This is a genomic window from Sediminicola sp. YIK13 (genome assembly GCF_001430825.1).
Lineage (GTDB): Bacteria > Bacteroidota > Bacteroidia > Flavobacteriales > Flavobacteriaceae > Sediminicola.
The window spans coordinates 310,619-327,722 of the sequence record NZ_CP010535.1 but is presented as its reverse complement, the minus strand read 5'-3'; the positions used below and the strand labels follow the sequence as shown (position 1 = coordinate 327,722).

At 40.0% G+C, this 17,104-nt stretch carries 17 protein-coding genes and 2 tRNA genes; 10 read left to right on the top strand and 9 right to left on the bottom strand.

Features of this window, described 5'->3' with window-relative positions; translation table 11 throughout:
- The first annotated feature begins 9 nt into the window (after nt 1-9).
- Nucleotides 10-507 carry a phosphoribosyltransferase domain-containing protein gene (locus tag SB49_RS01505; protein ID WP_062053197.1) on the top strand — a complete coding sequence of 166 codons (498 nt, stop codon included), beginning with the start codon at nt 10-12 and terminating at the stop codon, nt 505-507.
- Here SB49_RS01505 and SB49_RS01500 read toward each other — a convergent pair.
- On the bottom strand, nt 499-1,011 hold the full coding sequence (locus SB49_RS01500) for a shikimate kinase (RefSeq protein ID WP_062053195.1): 513 nt from the start codon (nt 1,009-1,011) through the stop codon (nt 499-501). The two genes, SB49_RS01505 and SB49_RS01500, sit on opposite strands and share 9 nt — an antisense overlap.
- A gap of 138 nt (nt 1,012-1,149) precedes the next feature.
- Between SB49_RS01500 and SB49_RS01495 the strand changes: the two genes are divergently transcribed.
- A tRNA-Lys gene (locus SB49_RS01495) sits at nt 1,150-1,222 on the top strand.
- A 113-nt stretch (nt 1,223-1,335) separates the two neighbouring features.
- Here the strand turns inward: SB49_RS01495 and SB49_RS01490 are convergent.
- A complete protein-coding gene (locus SB49_RS01490) occupies nt 1,336-1,743 on the bottom strand; it encodes a response regulator (RefSeq protein ID WP_062053193.1) in 408 nt (135 codons plus the stop codon).
- A gap of 372 nt (nt 1,744-2,115) precedes the next feature.
- On the opposite strand from SB49_RS01490, the gene SB49_RS01485 reads away from it, so the two are divergent.
- Together SB49_RS01485 and SB49_RS01480 are read left to right on the top strand one after the other, a co-directional pair.
- Nucleotides 2,116-2,199 (top strand) — tRNA-Leu (locus SB49_RS01485).
- Nucleotides 2,200-2,467: 268 nt separating this feature from the next.
- A complete protein-coding gene (locus SB49_RS01480) occupies nt 2,468-3,718 on the top strand; it encodes an NAD(P)/FAD-dependent oxidoreductase (RefSeq protein WP_062053191.1) in 1,251 nt (416 codons plus the stop codon).
- Here the strand turns inward: SB49_RS01480 and SB49_RS01475 are convergent, their stop codons facing one another.
- The gene (locus SB49_RS01475; protein WP_235537808.1) at nt 3,719-4,372 is read right to left on the bottom strand and encodes a 3-keto-disaccharide hydrolase; all 654 of its coding nucleotides are present in this window, start codon (nt 4,370-4,372) and stop codon (nt 3,719-3,721) included.
- Between the two features lie 71 nt (nt 4,373-4,443).
- On the bottom strand, nt 4,444-5,796 hold the full coding sequence (locus tag SB49_RS01470; protein ID WP_062053189.1) for a Gfo/Idh/MocA family protein: 1,353 nt from the start codon (nt 5,794-5,796) through the stop codon (nt 4,444-4,446).
- A gap of 177 nt (nt 5,797-5,973) precedes the next feature.
- On the opposite strand from SB49_RS01470, the gene SB49_RS01465 reads away from it, so the two are divergent.
- Genes SB49_RS01465 through SB49_RS01440 form a run of 6 tightly spaced genes read left to right on the top strand, consistent with a single transcriptional unit; the run spans nt 5,974 to nt 11,775 of the window.
- Nucleotides 5,974-6,873 carry a MerR family transcriptional regulator gene (locus SB49_RS01465; protein WP_062053186.1) on the top strand — a complete coding sequence of 300 codons (900 nt, stop codon included), beginning with the start codon at nt 5,974-5,976 and terminating at the stop codon, nt 6,871-6,873.
- Nucleotides 6,874-6,901: 28 nt separating this feature from the next.
- Nucleotides 6,902-8,359, top strand: a complete 1,458-nt coding sequence (locus SB49_RS01460) for a phytoene desaturase family protein (protein WP_062053184.1) — start codon at nt 6,902-6,904, stop codon at nt 8,357-8,359.
- 10 nt (nt 8,360-8,369) lie between these two features.
- Nucleotides 8,370-9,209, top strand: coding sequence for a phytoene/squalene synthase family protein (locus tag SB49_RS01455; protein ID WP_062053182.1), 840 nt, complete (start codon nt 8,370-8,372; stop codon nt 9,207-9,209).
- A complete protein-coding gene (locus tag SB49_RS01450) occupies nt 9,209-9,658 on the top strand; it encodes a sterol desaturase family protein (protein WP_062053180.1) in 450 nt (149 codons plus the stop codon). The genes SB49_RS01455 and SB49_RS01450 overlap by 1 nt, the downstream gene beginning before the upstream one ends.
- 2 nt (nt 9,659-9,660) lie before the next feature.
- The gene (crtD, locus tag SB49_RS01445; RefSeq protein ID WP_062053178.1) at nt 9,661-11,127 is read left to right on the top strand and encodes a 1-hydroxycarotenoid 3,4-desaturase CrtD; all 1,467 of its coding nucleotides are present in this window, start codon (nt 9,661-9,663) and stop codon (nt 11,125-11,127) included.
- A 3-nt stretch (nt 11,128-11,130) separates the two neighbouring features.
- Entirely contained in the window at nt 11,131-11,775 is a 645-nt protein-coding gene (locus tag SB49_RS01440; RefSeq protein WP_062053176.1) for a carotenoid biosynthesis protein, read from the top strand.
- Here the strand turns inward: SB49_RS01440 and SB49_RS01435 are convergent.
- The 5 genes from SB49_RS01435 to SB49_RS01415 form a co-directional block, all read right to left on the bottom strand.
- The gene (locus tag SB49_RS01435; protein WP_062053174.1) at nt 11,761-12,471 is read right to left on the bottom strand and encodes a hypothetical protein; all 711 of its coding nucleotides are present in this window, start codon (nt 12,469-12,471) and stop codon (nt 11,761-11,763) included. The genes SB49_RS01440 and SB49_RS01435 overlap by 15 nt on opposite strands.
- Before the next feature lie 4 nt (nt 12,472-12,475).
- Nucleotides 12,476-13,042: a TlpA family protein disulfide reductase gene (locus SB49_RS01430; RefSeq protein WP_062053172.1), complete on the bottom strand. Its 567-nt coding sequence runs from the start codon at nt 13,040-13,042 to the stop codon at nt 12,476-12,478.
- A gap of 2 nt (nt 13,043-13,044) precedes the next feature.
- The gene (locus tag SB49_RS01425; RefSeq protein WP_062053170.1) at nt 13,045-13,605 is read right to left on the bottom strand and encodes a TlpA family protein disulfide reductase; all 561 of its coding nucleotides are present in this window, start codon (nt 13,603-13,605) and stop codon (nt 13,045-13,047) included.
- 78 nt (nt 13,606-13,683) lie between these two features.
- On the bottom strand, nt 13,684-15,951 hold the full coding sequence (locus tag SB49_RS01420; RefSeq protein ID WP_062053168.1) for an aconitate hydratase: 2,268 nt from the start codon (nt 15,949-15,951) through the stop codon (nt 13,684-13,686).
- Between the two features lie 198 nt (nt 15,952-16,149).
- Nucleotides 16,150-17,103: an AAA family ATPase gene (locus SB49_RS01415; protein ID WP_062053166.1), complete on the bottom strand. Its 954-nt coding sequence runs from the start codon at nt 17,101-17,103 to the stop codon at nt 16,150-16,152.
- Nucleotide 17,104 lies beyond the last annotated feature (1 nt).

Sequence of the window (17,104 nt, the reverse complement as noted above, 5' to 3'; positions counted from 1 at the left end):
GAACACCTCATGCAGAACCAAATACTTTCACACATACAGATACAACATAAAATAAAACGGATTTCTTACCAGATCTATGAGGCCAATGTTGAGGAATCGGAAATTGTAATAGCCGGGATCGAAGGTGGGGGTTTGTTGTTCGCAAAAAAAATTAGAAGGGTGCTCCAAAAAATAACGGATGCCGACATCATCTTATGTAAGGTATCCATGGACAAAAAAAATCCGGTAGCGAGTGGGGTACAGACCTCCATCCCAGAGGAGGAGTACGCCAATAAATCAGTCGTGTTGGTAGATGATGTCCTTAATTCGGGAACTACATTGATATATGGGGTCCACCATTTTCTTAGAGTCCCTTTAAAACAATTAAAAACTGCTGTATTGGTAAACAGAAACCATAAAAAATATCCCGTGAAAGCGGATTACAAGGGTATCTCCCTTTCCACTTCCTTACAAGAACATATAAAAGTAGAGTTCAAGGCCAAGAACGACTCAGTTTCCTTAGCGTAAGAGCGATTTTATTTTCAGGGCGATGTCCTGTGGTGCACCATCACTAGCTATGGTATGGGCAGCCAAGGAATAGAAAGGGGATCGTTCAAACAAGTGTTTTCCAAAAAACTCTGGCAAATCCGCTTCCTCTATATGGGCAATCAAGGGTCTGTGCTCCTTTTCTTTGGAAAGACGTTTTACCAACTCCGGAATGGACACCCTAAGATAAAATACATTTTCGGTAAGTCTGGAAATGACCTCCATGTTACCGCTATAGCATGGTGTACCTCCCCCGGTGGAAAGAATAATTTCAGAATTTTTTTCCAGGACCTCCGATAAATATTGGTGCTCTAATTTTCTAAAAAAAAGCTCTCCTTTTTCCTTAAAAATAGCAGCTATTTTCATTCCGGTCTTTTCTTCAATGTAAGCATCCAAGTCTAAAAACCTGAAACCCAAATATTTGGACAACTCCTTACCAACAGTGGTCTTACCACTCCCCATATAACCCACCAAAACTATTTTCATCTTTAAATTTTGAGTAAAAATGATTCAAATAAAGGGGATTTCAAAAAAAATAAAATTTATTCGAAAAAAGGCTTGTGAAATAAAATAATGCCCTTATATTTGCACCCGCAAACAGCAATACGCTAGCGTTGAAATAATGACCTGGTAGCTCAGTTGGTAGAGCATCTCCCTTTTAAGGAGAGGGTCCTGGGTTCGAGCCCCAGCCCGGTCACAAAATCTTAAATGATTAAAAAAAAGCCCATAAACACCATGTTTATGGGCTTTTTCGCTTCTACTATCTATTGGAATTGTATTACTTATATTTTGATCCTTATAAAATGGAGGTTAAGTTGATTCCCCTTCGGTTGCCACCAATAATTGTTGCAGCTTGTTTACCGTAAAAGGTTTATTGATAAAATCGACGACCATGTCATATTTTCTTGCTTTTTCTTCATCCATCTTGTCTAAAGAGGAACTAACAACATATACCCTAATTTTTTTTTTGAGATCCATCTTTTTTAATTCATCCAAGAATTCCCAGCCGTTAATAAATGGCATGTTTAAGTCCAAAAAAATGACTTCAGGCATTTCCTTATTGGTTTTTAGCATAAACCTTAAATCATCCAGTGCTTCCTTGCCATTTTCATACACAATAATGTTTGAACAAAAACTACTGTTATAATTGAGCAACACTTTGGTACCATAAACGAATATCGGGTCATCGTCGATAATACAAACCGTATTAAGTTTCATAATATTGAATATAGAGAATAAAATACAATAATAATTTTACAAAACTAAGAAATTTCCTACAAATATTGGTTTCCTCAAAGAACCAGTGATTGCACTTATTCCCTGCTCTAATTATATTACAACCGAACATTTTCCTATTTGTGTCGGTTTCCTGTAAATTCAAAAGCTCGATCCAATTAATTATTCCTGCGTACGGAACAACCTTGGTATTGGTATTGGCATAGGTTATCTTAACAAGATGGCGATTGGTCCATATCTCCTAGAAGAAGGATTTCTTATACTCGGTATCGCAAAAAAAAAATATTTTGAACAACCTTGCCAGTGAAATGGTATAGTAAAAAAACATGGTTATATTTGCAAACTCCTACGTGAGCCCACGTGGTGAAATTGGTAGACACGCCACCTTGAGGGGGTGGTGTTCGCAAGGACGTGCTGGTTCGAATCCAGTCGTGGGCACAAAACCGCTTTTCTAGCGGTTTTTTTATTCCCTATTGTCCCGAAAAATATATCATTGTCAATAAAAGGCTTTCCCTGTGACCACCCTAATTATTAAAAGTTGATGTGCCGGTTCCCCCGAAGCCTCGGGGCTGTCGTGGGCTCAAAACTGCTGAGCATAAATTAACCTTTAAAAGTTTCTTTATGTTATAATCCACGTACCATAATTCTTTGTAATTTAGTTTCTTTGCCCTAATCCTATTGGGATGTTAGTCTTTATTTTGCAAATATGGGAAAGAACATCATTATCGTTGGTGGAGGAATTATTGGTCTTAGCAGTGCCTATTACCTATTAAAGGAAGGTCATCATATTACCGTTATAGAAAAGTCTGACCTTACCAAAGGAGCCTCTTTTGTAAATGCAGGGTATATTACCCCAAGTCATATTATTCCGTTGGCCTCTCCCGGAATGATGGCAAAAGGCATTAAAATGATGTTCAATAGTAGCAGCCCTTTCTATATTAAACCCCGTTTGGATCTTGATTTCCTAAAATGGACCTTGAATTTTAATGCTTCCTCCACCAAAAAAAATGTAGAAAAAGCGATCCCTTTAATCAAGGACATTAATCTTTTAAGCAGGGATTTATATACGGAGATATACAATTCTGGGGATTTAGGCGAGTTCCATCTAGAGAAAAAAGGGTTGTTAATGCTCTATAAAACAGCAAAAGAAGGAAAGCACGAAGCAGAAGTAGCCAAAAGGGCCGAAGATGAAGGACTGGAGGTTAAAACGCTGACCCTAAAAGAACTTACCACACTTCAACCCAATTTAAGCCGTGAAATATTAGGGGCAATACATTATGAATGTGATGCCCATACCACCCCAACAGAGCTGATGCCCAAATTAGTGGACTATCTAAAACGCATGGGGGTAGTGTTCAAAACCAAAGAGGAAGTTTTGGACTTTTCTTTTCATAACAGAAAAATTTCATCCGTAACAACCAATAAGGAAACCTATATGGCCGATGAATTTGTTTTGGCCTCAGGTTCCTGGAGCGAAGGAATTGCCAAAAAACTAAAATTAAAACTAAGGGTTCAACCTGGAAAGGGATATCGGATCAATGTACATCGCAAAACAGGAATCCTCCTTCCTGCAATACTTATGGAGGCCAAAGTGGCGGTTACCCCCATGCAGGGATTTACAAGATTCGCTGGAACCATGGAATTTTCAGGTATCAACCATGACATCAAAGCCGAAAGGGTGCATGCCATAGCCAATGCCGCAACATCCTATTACGATGGGCTGGAGATCACTGAAACCGAAAGAAGTGAAGCTCTGTGTGGCCTAAGACCTGTCTCTCCTGATGGCCTCCCATATATAGGGCGTTCTTCAGGATATGATAATTTGACCATCGCCACGGGACACGCCATGATGGGATGGAGCCTGGGCCCAGCTACCGGAAAATTGGTTGCCGAAATAATATCTGATCAAAAATTATCGATGGATATTGAAGGATTCCATCCGGATCGCCGCTTTTAGTTACAAGCGTTTGACTTTTACATTTTTGAACCATACCCCCGCCCCATGATCCTGTAAAGCTAAATGGCCCATGTTGCTCATACCATAATCCGGATAGTCGCTCCATTTTCCGCTATTGCGTTTTTCCTTCCATTCCTTAGAGGCCCTATCAAATGCTACAATCTTTTCCCCATTTAACCAATGTTCCACTTTTCCGTTATTCACTTTGATAATAGTGGCATTCCACTCTCCAACGGGTTTGAGGATTTTCTTGTCATTTGCGACAAACATGGCGTAATCTGCCCCTGTTTTTTGCCAGTCCTCAATGGGTTCTGGAAAGCCAACATCGTCCAAGAGTTGGTATTCCGGTCCGGTTTGATAAGGAGAATGGTAAATGGTGTCCTCAACTACATTGTAGAAAACACCACTATTGCCCCCTTTGCTGATCTTCCATTCCAATTGTAATTCAAAATTTTCAAATTGTTCATTGGTTATTATATCACCGCCCATATCACCTGCTTTCCCTAGACATTCAATAACATCATCGGCTATCACCCAATTGTTTGGCAAATGATCCATATTGTAGCCCCGCCACTTCGTAGAATCCATTAGGGACACCCAATCACTTGCTTTTATTTCAGTATCCTCTTGAACAGGTTGCACCTCTCGTTTCATTTTTTGTTTACACGATGAGACCATTAGTATCATACATGCCATGCCCATTAGTACCTTCATCCTTTTTAATGTTATATTTTTCTCATTTTCACTGGATCCCATTTTATCGCCCTATCCTCAAAATAACTGTCGTTGCATGCCAGCGCTGGAGCTGCTGCCCGATACCCAAATATGGCATCCTCTGTTACTGGGCTACCTCCTCTTATGGCATTGAACCAATTGGCAAAATGATCATAATGGGCACCTAGATACCCTTCTTCTGCCCGGTAGACAATTTCTTCTTGAGGCACTATTTTTTTTCTTCCTGTTTTTTGTCCCTGTTCCTTCGATTTAGCCTCCAAAAAAGGGTCATCAAATTGTTCGTTATTTCGTTTCAAGGTAATCTTGTCCCATTCCACATCCATAGAGCCCTCACTGCCCACTATTTTTAAATAGGTAGTACCCGAAGTGCCATCAACAAAATTACATCGCAAGGACAGGTTAAAAGCTGGATGTTGTGGACTATCTGGATAATCAAACACTCCGAGAAGTACATCTGGTACTTCCCTCCCATCCTTCCAATAGCGCAGCCCTCCCGAAGCATAGATTTGGTTTGGGCCATAGGAATTAGTTATAAAATGCAAACTGGAAAAAAGGTGTACAAATAGATCTCCAGACATTCCCGTACCATAGTCCTTATAATTCCTCCATCTAAAAAACCGAGTAGCATCAAAAGGTATTTTATTGGTGTTTTTAATAAAAGTATCCCAATCTATCGTTTGCATAGAGGCATCGTTGGGAATATTATATTGCCAGGCACCTATTGGGCTCCGTCTTGCCCAGAAACCCTCTGCAAAATTAATGTCACCTATGGCGCCCTCTTCAAGAAGTGCTTTAGCTTTCTCATTGCCCAAGGACGATAGCCCTTGGCTGCCAACCATAAAGACCATGCCTGTTTCTTTTTGGGTTTGGATTACTTCATGCCCCTCATCCAAGGAATGGACCATGGGCTTTTCACAGTAAACGTGTTTCCCAGCCCTCATGGCATCAATTGATATTTGTTTATGCCAATGATCTGGCGTACCAATAATTACAGCATCTATATCCTCACGGTTCAGAATCTCCCTGTAGTCTTTGGTGGTAAACAAATCTGATCCCCAGTTTTCTTTTGCCTTTTTCAAATAACCATCGTAGAGATCACAAACGGCGACCAATTTTATTCCATCGTGTTTAAGTGCTGTGTACGTATCTTGACTTCCCATTCCACCAGCCCCAATTAAAGCTATTTGTATATTGGAATTGGCCGCGTACCGCTCTCTGGTCAAATACGAGATTGGTTTTTTAGTGTTTGCAGTTAATATAGCAGGCACTCCAGCAACTGCCAAGGCACTTGTTCCAAGGGTTTTTATAAAATCTTTACGGGTGTGCTTAGAGCTTTTAGACATCTATTGAATTTTTAAGGGACGTATTAACAGCAATTTAAGATATCCATTTTATCTTATAAATCATACTGTCCTTTTTTTATATCCATAATACACCATAATATTTTATTAAAATTAACTAGGTATTTAACACTTGCTTGAATATTTCTTGTAAATTTGTTTAACCATTTTAAACAAAGAATGAACAACGTAAAGAAAATATTTAGCATACGGGACCTGGAGAACCTTTCAGGTATAAAGGCTCATACAATTAGAATTTGGGAGAAAAGGTACAATCTATTATCTCCAGAAAGAACCTCAACAAACATTCGAAATTACAGTCTTGCCAGCCTTCAAAAACTGCTGAACATTACACTCCTTTACAACAACGGATATAAAATTTCAAAAATAGCCAAAGTTCCCGAGGAGGAAATTCCCTTATTGGTAAAAGAAATCGTGGCGAGGAACAGTTTTAAAAATCATTCCATCAACGCCTTTAAATTGGCCATGGTAAATTTTGACCAGACCATGTTTTTCAATACCTACAACAGGTTATTGGCAGATAAATCATTTAGGGACATCTTCTACGATGTGTTTATTCCCCTACTCAATGAATTGGGACTTTTATGGCAAACGGATACGATCAGTCCCTCCCATGAGCATTTTATCACCAATTTGATCAAACAAAAGATCATCATCAATACCGATAAATTACATAGCAATGAGCCTACCCGGAAGGATAAGACTTTTGTACTGTTTTTACCGGAAAATGAAATTCATGAATTAGGACTGCTATTTCTCAATTATGAGATTAACCTTAGGGGCTATAAGTCTATTTATTTAGGCCAAACGGTGCCAACAGAATGTCTAACAGATTTGACCAAATACTACGAGAGTTTACATTTCATATCCTATTTTACTGTTGAACCCTCAAAAGAAAAAATTAATAAGTATCTTGAAGAGTTCACTACAAATGTAAACCAAGATGGGAAGTCGAAATTATGGATCCTTGGCTATCAAATTCAGAATCTGGACAAATCCATTTTACCTCCCTCCATGCGTGCCTTTAAATCCATAGAGCAATTGGTTCAAGAATTATAAAACAAGAGCATACCACTAACATCCTAACATGAGTAAAAAAATAATTATAATAGGTTCGGGTTTTTCCGCCCTATCAGCTTCTTGCTATTTGGCCAAAGAGGGTCATGAGGTTGCCATATATGAAAAAAACGATACCGTAGGCGGAAGGGCCAGGCAACTTGTAAGAGATGGCTTTACTTTTGATATTGGACCAAGTTGGTATTGGATGCCCGATATCTTTGATAAATTCTTCAAGGACTTCAACAAAAAAACTTCCGATTATTACCAATTGGACAAACTAAGTCCGGCTTATAAAATCTTTTTCTCTGATGATGTGATCACTATCGGTGACCAGATGGACAAAATTTGTGAGGAGTTTGAGCGAATTGAGAAGGGTAGCTCTGTCCGATTGCGAAAATTTATAAAAACAGCCCAAGAGAATTATGATATAGCTATCAATAAAATAGTTTTACGCCCTGGGCTTTCTCCATTTGAGTTGGTGACCAAAGAAACTGTCTTGCGAGTTGATCAATTCTTTAAGACGATAAGTCAGCAAGTACGTAAAGATTTTAAAAATCCCAAATTAGTATCAACCTTGGAATTTCCAGTGTTGTTCTTAGGGGCCAAACCTAGTAAAACCCCTTCCTTTTATAATTTCATGAACTTTGCCGATTTTGGTCTGGGTACATGGCACCCCAAAGGGGGAATGTACGAAATTATAAAAGCCATGAGGAGCCTCGCAGAAGAATTGGGAGTGAAGATACATACCAATAGCCCAGTGGAAAAAATTATAGTTTCCAACAAAAAAGCCACAGGAATTCGGGTGAATGGAAAAGAAATGCAGGCCGATGTTATTCTTAGTGGTGCCGATTATCACCACTCGGAAACCTTATTGGATAAGGAACACAGACAATATTCTGAGAATTATTGGGAAAGCAAGACCTTTGCCCCTTCTTCTTTGTTGTTCTATGTGGGCTTTGATAAGAAACTGAAAAATATAGAGCATCATAATCTCTTTTTTGATACAAATTTTGAAAAACATGCGGAGGAAATTTATGACACTCCAAAATGGCCTAGCGATCCTTTGTTCTATGTCAATTTTCCTTCGGTAACAGATACCAGCATGGCCCCAGAAGGATGTGAAACCGGATTTTTCTTGGTGCCCATTGCTCCTGGCTTGGAAGATACTCCTGAGCTAAGGGCTCAATATTTTGAGCTGATTATAAAACGATTTGAAAAAAGGACTGGTGAAAAAGTGGAAAAAAATATTATATTTCAGGAATCGTTTTGTGTAAATGATTTTAAGGAGGCCTACAACTCTTATAAAGGCAATGCTTACGGCATGGCCAATACGTTGTTGCAGACTGCCTTTCTAAGACCCAAATTAAAAAGTAAAAAAGTGGAAAATCTTTTTTTTACGGGTCAATTGACTGTTCCCGGACCAGGTGTACCACCAGCATTGATTTCGGGAAAACTTGTATCTGAACTAATTGCTATGAATAACTAATATCCGCATTATGAAAGCCATATTTGATAACGTCTCCTTTCAATGCAGCAAAACTGTAACGGAATCCTATAGCACCTCTTTTGCCCTTGCCACAAAAATGCTGGCAACTTCCATCAGAAGTGACATTTACAATATCTATGGCTTCGTTAGATTTGCCGATGAAATTGTAGACACCTTTCATGATTATGACAAGTCCGAACTCTTCAACAAATTTGAACAGGATTTGCACCACGCCCTCACCCATAAAATAAGTTTAAATCCAATTTTAAACTCCTTTCAGCATACGTTTCATAGCTATAAGATACCAATGCACCTTGTCGATTCCTTTATGAAAAGCATGCGCATGGACCTCACCAAAAGTGTATATCGCACCGATGAGGAGTATAAAGAGTATATCTATGGTTCTGCGGATGTCGTTGGGCTTATGTGCCTCATGGTATTTGTGAAGGGCGATGAAAAAGAATATGAACGCTTAAAAGTATCTGCTATGGCTCTGGGAAGTGCATTTCAAAAAGTAAATTTCCTTCGTGACCTCAAAGCAGATTTTGAGACCTTAAACAGGACCTATTTTCCCAATACCAATTTAAATGAGCTAAACGAGGCCTCCAAATCAAGAATAGTGGCAGAAATCAAAGCTGACTTTGACTTGGGATATTCAGGGATTGTTCAGCTCCCCAATGAGGCTAAATTTGGAGTATATACGGCCTACAGATATTATTCAAAATTGCTGCAAAAACTTCAGAATACACCCCCATTGGAAATAAAAAATGCCCGAATAAGCGTTCCTAACTATCAAAAATTTCAACTATTGGCCAAATCTTATGTCAACTGTAAATTAAAACTAGTGTAATGAATATTTTAATTGGGATTCTCATCTTTTTAATCACCTTCTCCATCATGGAATTTATGGCGTGGTTTACCCATAAATACATCATGCACGGTTTCTTATGGGTCCTCCACAAAGACCATCACAGAAAGAATCACAATTCTTGGTTTGAAAGAAACGATGCATTTTTTATTTTTTATGCGGTCATCAGCATGAGCTGTTTTTATATTTCAGGGAATACCTCTTTTTGGTATGCAATGCCTATTGGTTTTGGCATTATGGCCTACGGAGCGGCTTATTTTTTGGTCCATGATATTTTTATACACCAACGCTTCAAAATTTTTAGAAACGCCAATAACTGGTACGCAAAAGGCGTACGAAGAGCACACAAAATGCACCATAAACATTTGGGAAAAGGAGACGGAGAATGTTTTGGAATGTTATTTGTACCCTTTAAATATTTTAAAAAATAGGAATGCCCAACGCCATAGTAATCGGTGCAGGAATTGGAGGTATAGCTACCGCCCTGCGTTTGAAAAAAATGGGCTATGAGGTTACCGTATTGGAAGCCAACAGCTATCCTGGCGGAAAATTGCATACCAAGGTTGTTAATGGCTACCGATTCGATCTAGGACCTTCTCTTTTTACCATGCCACACCTGGTGGATGAATTATTTCAACTCTTTGAAGTGGACCCGCAGTCCTTTTTTCAATATTCAAAAAAAAAGGTTATCTGTAATTATTTTTGGGAAGATGGCACTACTTTTTCAGCAAATGGGAACAGCGCTGTCTTTATCAAAGAAGCTGCCAAAACATTTGGGGAAAGTGAGGCCCAGCTGAAAAGTTATATCACGGGAAACGCAAAAAAGTATGACCTAACGGCTTCCCTCTTTTTAGAGAAATCCCTGCATAAAGTGAATACGTACCTCTCTAGCGATACTATCAAAGCCATATTGCAGATCAGGAAATTGGACGTGGACAGTACCTTGAACACCGTTAATAAAAAGACTTTTCAAAGTCCAAAATTGGTGCAATTATTCAATAGGTTCGCCACCTATAATGGATCGTCTCCCTATCAGACCCCTGGTATCATGTCTATGATCCCACATTTAGAAATGCACTATGGCACGTTCTTTCCCAAGGGAGGTATGGTCCAAATAAGCAGGAGTCTTTACGAATTGGCCGTTAGGCAAGGGGTTGTTTTTAAGTTTAACGAAAGAGTTCAGCACATTAAGGTGGAAGACAAAAAAGCTGTGGGAGCAGTATCGGATAAACGAGATTATATGGCCGATATCACCGTCTCCAATATGGACATATTCCCCACCTATAAAAATTTGCTCCATGATCAACCCCATCCCATCAAGGTCTTGGAACAAGAACGTTCCAGTTCGGCACTTATTTTCTACTGGGGAATCTCCCGGGAGTTTCCAGAACTGGATCTACATAACATACTTTTTAGCGAAAATTATAAGGAGGAATTTAGCGCTATCTTTAACGATAGGTCCATATACAATGATCCTACCATCTATATTAACATCACCAGTAAGGAAGAGCAAGGTGACGCTCCGGCCGGACATGAAAATTGGTTTGTCATGATCAATGTTCCAGGAAACTATGGGCAGGATTGGGAACAATTAAAAACCGAAGCCCGAGAATGGATTGTTTCAAAAATCAATAGCATCCTAGGTGTAGATCTTGAGGGGCTGATCACCACAGAACATATTTTGGACCCCATAGGAATAGAGCGGGACACTAGCTCCTACAGGGGCGCTTTGTACGGGGCTGCCAGCAATAGTAAATTTGCTGCTTTTCTACGGCATCCAAATTTTAGCAACTCCATAAAAAACCTATATTTCTGCGGAGGGTCCGTTCATCCCGGTGGCGGAATTCCCTTGTGTTTATTATCCGCAAAAATAGTAGGGGATTTGGTGCCAAAATTTTAATATATGCGGGACAAGATCATTACAAATAAAACTACTGTGGCCATAGGGGTTGTATGGTTATTCCATATTGCCGCTCTTATAGGAATCACCATAGGGTACCAAGAATGGTTTGTATCCAAAACCACCTTAAACCTTTCCATTAGCCTACTTTTATTTATTTGGGTCTACCCTATGGACACTGCCAAGAAAATTGGGGCCTTCGCATTATTTTTTACAGGAGGAATGTTTGCTGAATGGCTGGGCGTAAATTACGGAGCTCTTTTTGGAACATACAGCTACGGCAGTAATTTTGGTCCCAAATTGGATGGGGTTCCTTATTTAATAGGCATCTATTGGGGTATCCTCACTTTTATCTGTGCAACGCTAGCTACTAAAATAACCTCCAAAGCTCCAGTAAAAATTGTACTTGCTGCCGCATTGATGGTTTTGCTCGATTTTTTTATGGAACACAGTGCTCCTATTTTCGACTTTTGGACGTTTGAAGGCGGAGCTGCACCTTTAGAAAATTACACCACCTGGTTTGCCTTAGCGGCAATCTTTCAAATTATATTACATTTTTTAAAACAGGAAGGGAACCTTAAATTCTCCCTGCATTTGTACGTAGCCCAACTGGTCTTTTTTGGGTACTTCTTTCTATTTTTTGGATAGTTCGGGCAACTGCTGTTTACCATTCCAGGTACCCAAAGAACGATAGGGCTGAAAACGCGAAAACAATTCTTCCTTATACCATTGTAATTGTCTGGTCTGTTTTATGGCACTTTGATGCTCCTTACTTCCATAAGCGTATTCCATAAGAGATTCTTTGTTCTTCCACACGCTAAACGTGGCCATTTGGGTGATTGGCACCTCTCCTATGCCTTTGGTGAAGAGAAGCCCTGTATTCCCCTCCAGGGAGGCTTGTGAAGTGGGCACGTACTTCCAGAACCTGTACAATAGTCTTTTCTTGATGGTCGCCCTTGTGATAACGGCAATGAATGGATTCCCTGGATCTAGTCTGCTATTTTTTTGAAAAGGATTTTTCCCCGACCACTCCCCTTTGGCTGCGAAATTTTTTAAGTAGAGGGTCCAACTTTCTTCACTGTGATTCTTGAATCGTTGGATAAGAGGGGAAGTGTTAAAAAACAGATCTGCGGATGTTTCATTTTCCCAAATTTGTAGGACGGCGTATACCGACCAATCTGGCAAGGGGTTAAAACCTGCTTTACCACTGCCCATCAATTTATAGAATTGCAGGCCGGCTATCTTGGACATGGGTGCATGACCAAATTGCATCATGCCAAAAGCCCATAGCTTCTGCCATATGCCGCGATATCTAAAAAATGTTAAGGTCGTGATCTGAGACATAAGGCTATTCCTCCAATAGTGAATCCAATAATTTTCTAGTGGCTGTACTATTCCAATCGGCAGCTCCAGTTTCAGCAACAATTAATTTTCCCTCCTTATTGATGATATAGGTTGTTGGTAGTACTTTGGAGCTTAGTACCTTTGGTTCTTTTGCCTGTGGAAAATACACAGGAAGATCATAATTTTTTTGTTTCAGAAAATCCAATACCTTTTGCTCATTCTCATTGGTGACGAACATAAAGGTAACCTTATCCCCATAATCGTTATAAAGGTTTTGCATACTGGGCATTTCTGCAATGCATGGTGCACACCATGTGGCCCAAAAATTAACGAGAACTACCTTGCCTTTTTGGGTTTCAAAATTAAAAGACCCCATGTCGGTATCTTTCAATTCCCACTTATAGGAATCCAAGGGCACTTGTAGCTCCGCTTTCATCATTGCTGCACTACTGGAAAGCAATCTACTCGCCATGACCTTGATTTTAAAACCAATAGGCGTAAACAACATAAGGATGACTGCCAAGATAAAGGCAGCGTTTATCCATTGCTTTTTGCCTATTTTATATGCCATTGCTATTCCTTTATCAGTTCGTCCAGGATATCTCTTACCTTACTATTGTCCCAGTCTGCAATCCCTTCCTTATGGATCACAATATTACCGGATTTATCCAATAAATAGGATGAAGGAACTACTTCATCACTGATCGGCATCTTCTCTCCAATGATCAAATAGGTCACAGGAAAGGTAAAATCGTGTTCTTCCATAAAGGCTTCTACGGGTTCCCGTTCTTCATTGGTAATGATATAAAAATCCATTTTATCCTTATACTGATCATAAAGATCCTGGATACTGGCCAATTCTGCAACACAAGGTAATTTCCATGAGGCCCATAGATTGATAAGGACCACATTCCCCTTGGATTTTTTGAAGTTAAAAAAGTTCCAGTTTTCATCTTTCAGCCGCCAATCATAATCCGTTATACGTTCCCGATCAGATACTTCGGTCACATTGGGACTAAAAGAAAATATTTTATTCAATAAAACCTTCCCATAATACCCAACAGGTGTTACAAAAAACGATACAATAAAGGCAATGAGCAATATATTAAGAAAGGTCTTTTTAGTAATTTTCATGTGTGAATTTATTTCCCATCAAAACTAAAAAACTCCTGATGATAATCAGGAGTTTTTATGAACTATTTAAAAATGAATTTAGGAAGCATTTTCCCTTTTTATCACATTTAATGCGGAACCTTCATTGAACCAATCTATTTGCGATTGGTTATAGGTATGGTTTACTTTAATGGTGTCCTTACTGCCATCTTTATGGACTATTTCTAGCGTCAATTGCTTGTCCGGTGCGAATTCTGCTATGTCCAAAAAATTGAAAGTATCATCCTCCTGAATAAGATCGTAATCGGCCTCATTGGCAAACGTTAACCCCAACATCCCTTGTTTTTTAAGGTTTGTTTCATGGATACGTGCAAAAGATTTTACCAATACGGCTGCCACTCCCAAATGTCTTGGTTGCATGGCCGCATGTTCCCTTGAAGAACCCTCGCCATAGTTATGGTCACCCACAACAATGGTCTTAATACCTGCTGCCTTATAAGCTCTTTGTGCATCTGGCACTCCAACATACTCTCCGGTAAGCTGATTCTTTACAAAATTGGTCTTCTTATTATATGCGTTTACAGCACCGATCAAGGTGTTGTTCGCAATATTGTCCAAGTGTCCTCTGTAACGCAGCCATGGACCTGCCATTGAGATATGGTCCGTAGTACATTTTCCAAAAGCTTTGATCAATAATTTTACGCCTTGTAAGCTTTCTGGTGTAAGAGGGGTAAAAGGCTCCAACAATTGTAATCGCTCTGATTTTGGGTCAACCTTTACCACAACACTTGATCCATCTTCATCAGGTGCCAAGTATCCTGCATCCTCTACATCAAATCCTAACGGTGGAAGTTCTATTCCCAACGGTTCGTCCAATTTCACCTCTTCCCCATTCTCGTTCAAAAGGGTATCGGTCATTGGATTAAAGTCCAAACGTCCTGAAATTGCAATTGCAGCTACCATTTCTGGAGATCCTACAAAGGCATGTGTATTTGGATTTCCATCGGCCCTTTTGGAGAAATTCCTGTTAAAGGAGTGTACAATGGTATTCTTCTCATCCCCTTTAAGGTCGCTTCTGTCCCACTGTCCGATACATGGACCACAGGCATTGGTAAATACAGTAGCTCCGAGGTTTTCAAAGATCTGCAATAGGCCATCCCTTTCGGCGGTAAACCTAATTTGCTCAGAACCTGGGTTAATTCCAAAATCTGATTTTGCTTTTATTTTTTTATCTACGGCTTGTTTGGCAATAGAGGCGGCACGGGTCAAATCTTCATAAGAAGAGTTGGTACAAGAACCGATCAATCCCCAATCTACCTTGATAGGCCATCCATTTTCTCTGGCCTTCACTCCCAATTCACCCACTGGTGTGGCCAAATCCGGTGTAAACGGACCGTTTAAGTGAGGTCTAAGTTCATCTAGGTTGATCTCAATCAACTCATCAAAATATTTTTCTGGATTGGCGTATACTTCTGGATCAGCTGTTAGATGTTCCTTTACAGCATTGGCAGCATCGGCTATATCGCTTCTGTCCGTAGCTCTAAGGTAACGCTCCATAGATTCGTCGTATCCAAATGTAGATGTTGTCGCCCCTACTTCTGCACCCATGTTACAAATGGTTCCTTTTCCAGTACAAGAAAGGTTTTTGGCACCCTCTCCAAAATATTCTATTATAGCTCCAGTTCCCCCTTTTACGGTAAGGATTCCCGCTACTTTTAGGATAACATCCTTAGAGGAGGTCCAACCAGAAATATTACCGGTCAATTTTACTCCTATCAGTTTTGGAAACTTCAATTCCCAAGCCATTCCGGCCATTACATCAACGGCATCAGCACCACCAACTCCAATGGCAACCATTCCCAATCCACCAGCGTTTACCGTGTGGGAATCTGTACCGATCATCATTCCACCTGGGAAGGCGTAATTTTCCAATACAACCTGGTGGATAATTCCAGCTCCAGGCTTCCAAAATCCAATTCCATATTTATTAGATACCGATTCCAAGAAATCGAATACCTCGGCACTTGTGCTATTGGCAACCTTTAAATCGGCCGCTGCTCCACTTTTCGCCTGGATCAGGTGATCACAGTGCACCGTGGTAGGAACCGCAACCTTAGGCTTACCTGCTTGCATAAACTGCAACAAGGCCATTTGAGCGGTCGCATCCTGACATGCTATACGATCAGGTGCAAAGTCAACGTAGTCCTTGCCCCTTTTAAATTCCTTTGTAGGATTTCCATCCCATAAATGGGAATATAAAATTTTCTCCGAAAGGGTCAGTGGTCTTCCAACGATCTCACGTGCTTTATCAACGCGCTCGGCCATATTGGAATACAATCCCTTGATCATATCGATGTCAAATGCCATTATATTGTTTTGTGTTTAGGTTATTGCAATTCAACAAAAATAATAAAATAGAATAGGCAAACGAAATTTTAAGAGCACGATTCATATCATTTTCATTGAAAAATCAATGAAAGGTTCACAAAAAAATGAATTTGTTAATTTTTTAGAAAGAAATAAGCATATTCGCTTACGATAACGATTGAATTAAGCGTATTTGGATTAAAGCAAACGCAGAATTATATCATCTTCGGAGATCCCTTCGGCCTCTGCCTTGTAGTTTTTGATGATTCTGTGTCTCAGTATGCCCCAAGCTATGGCTTTTACATCCTCTATATCTGGAGAGAATTTACCATTAACAGCGGCATGGGCCTTAGCAGCCAAAATAAGATTTTGGGATGCCCTTGGGCCGGCTCCCCAGTCGATATATTGTTTTACAAAATCAGATGCTGTCGGCAAATTAGGTCTGGTGCTGTTCACCAGTCGCACTGCATATTCCACCACATTATCAGGAACTGGAATCCTGCGGATCAAATGTTGCACTTCCACGATCTCTTGGGCACTGAACAAAGCATTTAAAGTTGCTGTATGGTCAGAGGTCGTAGTTTTAACTACTTCAATCTCTTCCTCTATGGACGGATATTGTAATTCTATGGCGAACATGAACCTGTCCAATTGCGCTTCTGGCAAAGGATAGGTACCTTCCTGCTCAATAGGGTTCTGAGTGGCAAGAACGAAGTAAGGCTCTGCCAATTTATATTGGTTCCCGGCAATGGTAACCGATCTTTCCTGCATGGCCTCCAAAAGGGCCGCCTGTGTTTTGGGTGGCGTACGGTTAATTTCATCGGCTAGGATGATATTGGAAAATATCGGGCCCTTGATGAACTTAAAATTACGGTTTTGGTCCAATATCTCACTTCCCAGAATATCACTGGGCATTAGGTCTGGCGTAAACTGAATCCTCTTAAAATCGAGACCCAGTGTTTGGGCAATGGTATGAACCATTAAAGTCTTTGCGAGTCCTGGCACCCCTATCAAAAGGGAATGTCCACCAGTATAGACGGACAATAGTATTTGGTTGACCACCTCATCCTGGCCAATGATGACCTTAGCAATTTCTTGCTTTAGTGCTTTGTGTTTTTCTACTAACCTATTGATGGACGCAACGTCTGACATG

Excerpts from the sequence above, each read along its gene's own strand:
- SB49_RS01505 (WP_062053197.1), top strand. The coding sequence starts at position 10 with ATGCAGAACCAAATACTTTCACACATACAGATACAACATAAAATAAAA.
- SB49_RS01500 (WP_062053195.1), bottom strand. The coding sequence starts at position 1,011 with ATGAAAATAGTTTTGGTGGGTTATATGGGGAGTGGTAAGACCACTGTT.
- SB49_RS01490 (WP_062053193.1), bottom strand. The coding sequence starts at position 1,743 with ATGAAACTTAATACGGTTTGTATTATCGACGATGACCCGATATTCGTT.
- SB49_RS01480 (WP_062053191.1), top strand. The coding sequence starts at position 2,468 with ATGGGAAAGAACATCATTATCGTTGGTGGAGGAATTATTGGTCTTAGC.
- SB49_RS01475 (WP_235537808.1), bottom strand. The coding sequence starts at position 4,372 with ATGAAACGAGAGGTGCAACCTGTTCAAGAGGATACTGAAATAAAAGCA.
- SB49_RS01470 (WP_062053189.1), bottom strand. The coding sequence starts at position 5,796 with ATGTCTAAAAGCTCTAAGCACACCCGTAAAGATTTTATAAAAACCCTT.
- SB49_RS01465 (WP_062053186.1), top strand. The coding sequence starts at position 5,974 with ATGAACAACGTAAAGAAAATATTTAGCATACGGGACCTGGAGAACCTT.
- SB49_RS01460 (WP_062053184.1), top strand. The coding sequence starts at position 6,902 with ATGAGTAAAAAAATAATTATAATAGGTTCGGGTTTTTCCGCCCTATCA.
- SB49_RS01455 (WP_062053182.1), top strand. The coding sequence starts at position 8,370 with ATGAAAGCCATATTTGATAACGTCTCCTTTCAATGCAGCAAAACTGTA.
- SB49_RS01450 (WP_062053180.1), top strand. The coding sequence starts at position 9,209 with ATGAATATTTTAATTGGGATTCTCATCTTTTTAATCACCTTCTCCATC.
- crtD (WP_062053178.1), top strand. The coding sequence starts at position 9,661 with ATGCCCAACGCCATAGTAATCGGTGCAGGAATTGGAGGTATAGCTACC.
- SB49_RS01440 (WP_062053176.1), top strand. The coding sequence starts at position 11,131 with ATGCGGGACAAGATCATTACAAATAAAACTACTGTGGCCATAGGGGTT.
- SB49_RS01435 (WP_062053174.1), bottom strand. The coding sequence starts at position 12,471 with ATGTCTCAGATCACGACCTTAACATTTTTTAGATATCGCGGCATATGG.
- SB49_RS01430 (WP_062053172.1), bottom strand. The coding sequence starts at position 13,042 with ATGGCATATAAAATAGGCAAAAAGCAATGGATAAACGCTGCCTTTATC.
- SB49_RS01425 (WP_062053170.1), bottom strand. The coding sequence starts at position 13,605 with ATGAAAATTACTAAAAAGACCTTTCTTAATATATTGCTCATTGCCTTT.
- SB49_RS01420 (WP_062053168.1), bottom strand. The coding sequence starts at position 15,951 with ATGGCATTTGACATCGATATGATCAAGGGATTGTATTCCAATATGGCC.
- SB49_RS01415 (WP_062053166.1), bottom strand. The coding sequence starts at position 17,103 with ATGTCAGACGTTGCGTCCATCAATAGGTTAGTAGAAAAACACAAAGCA.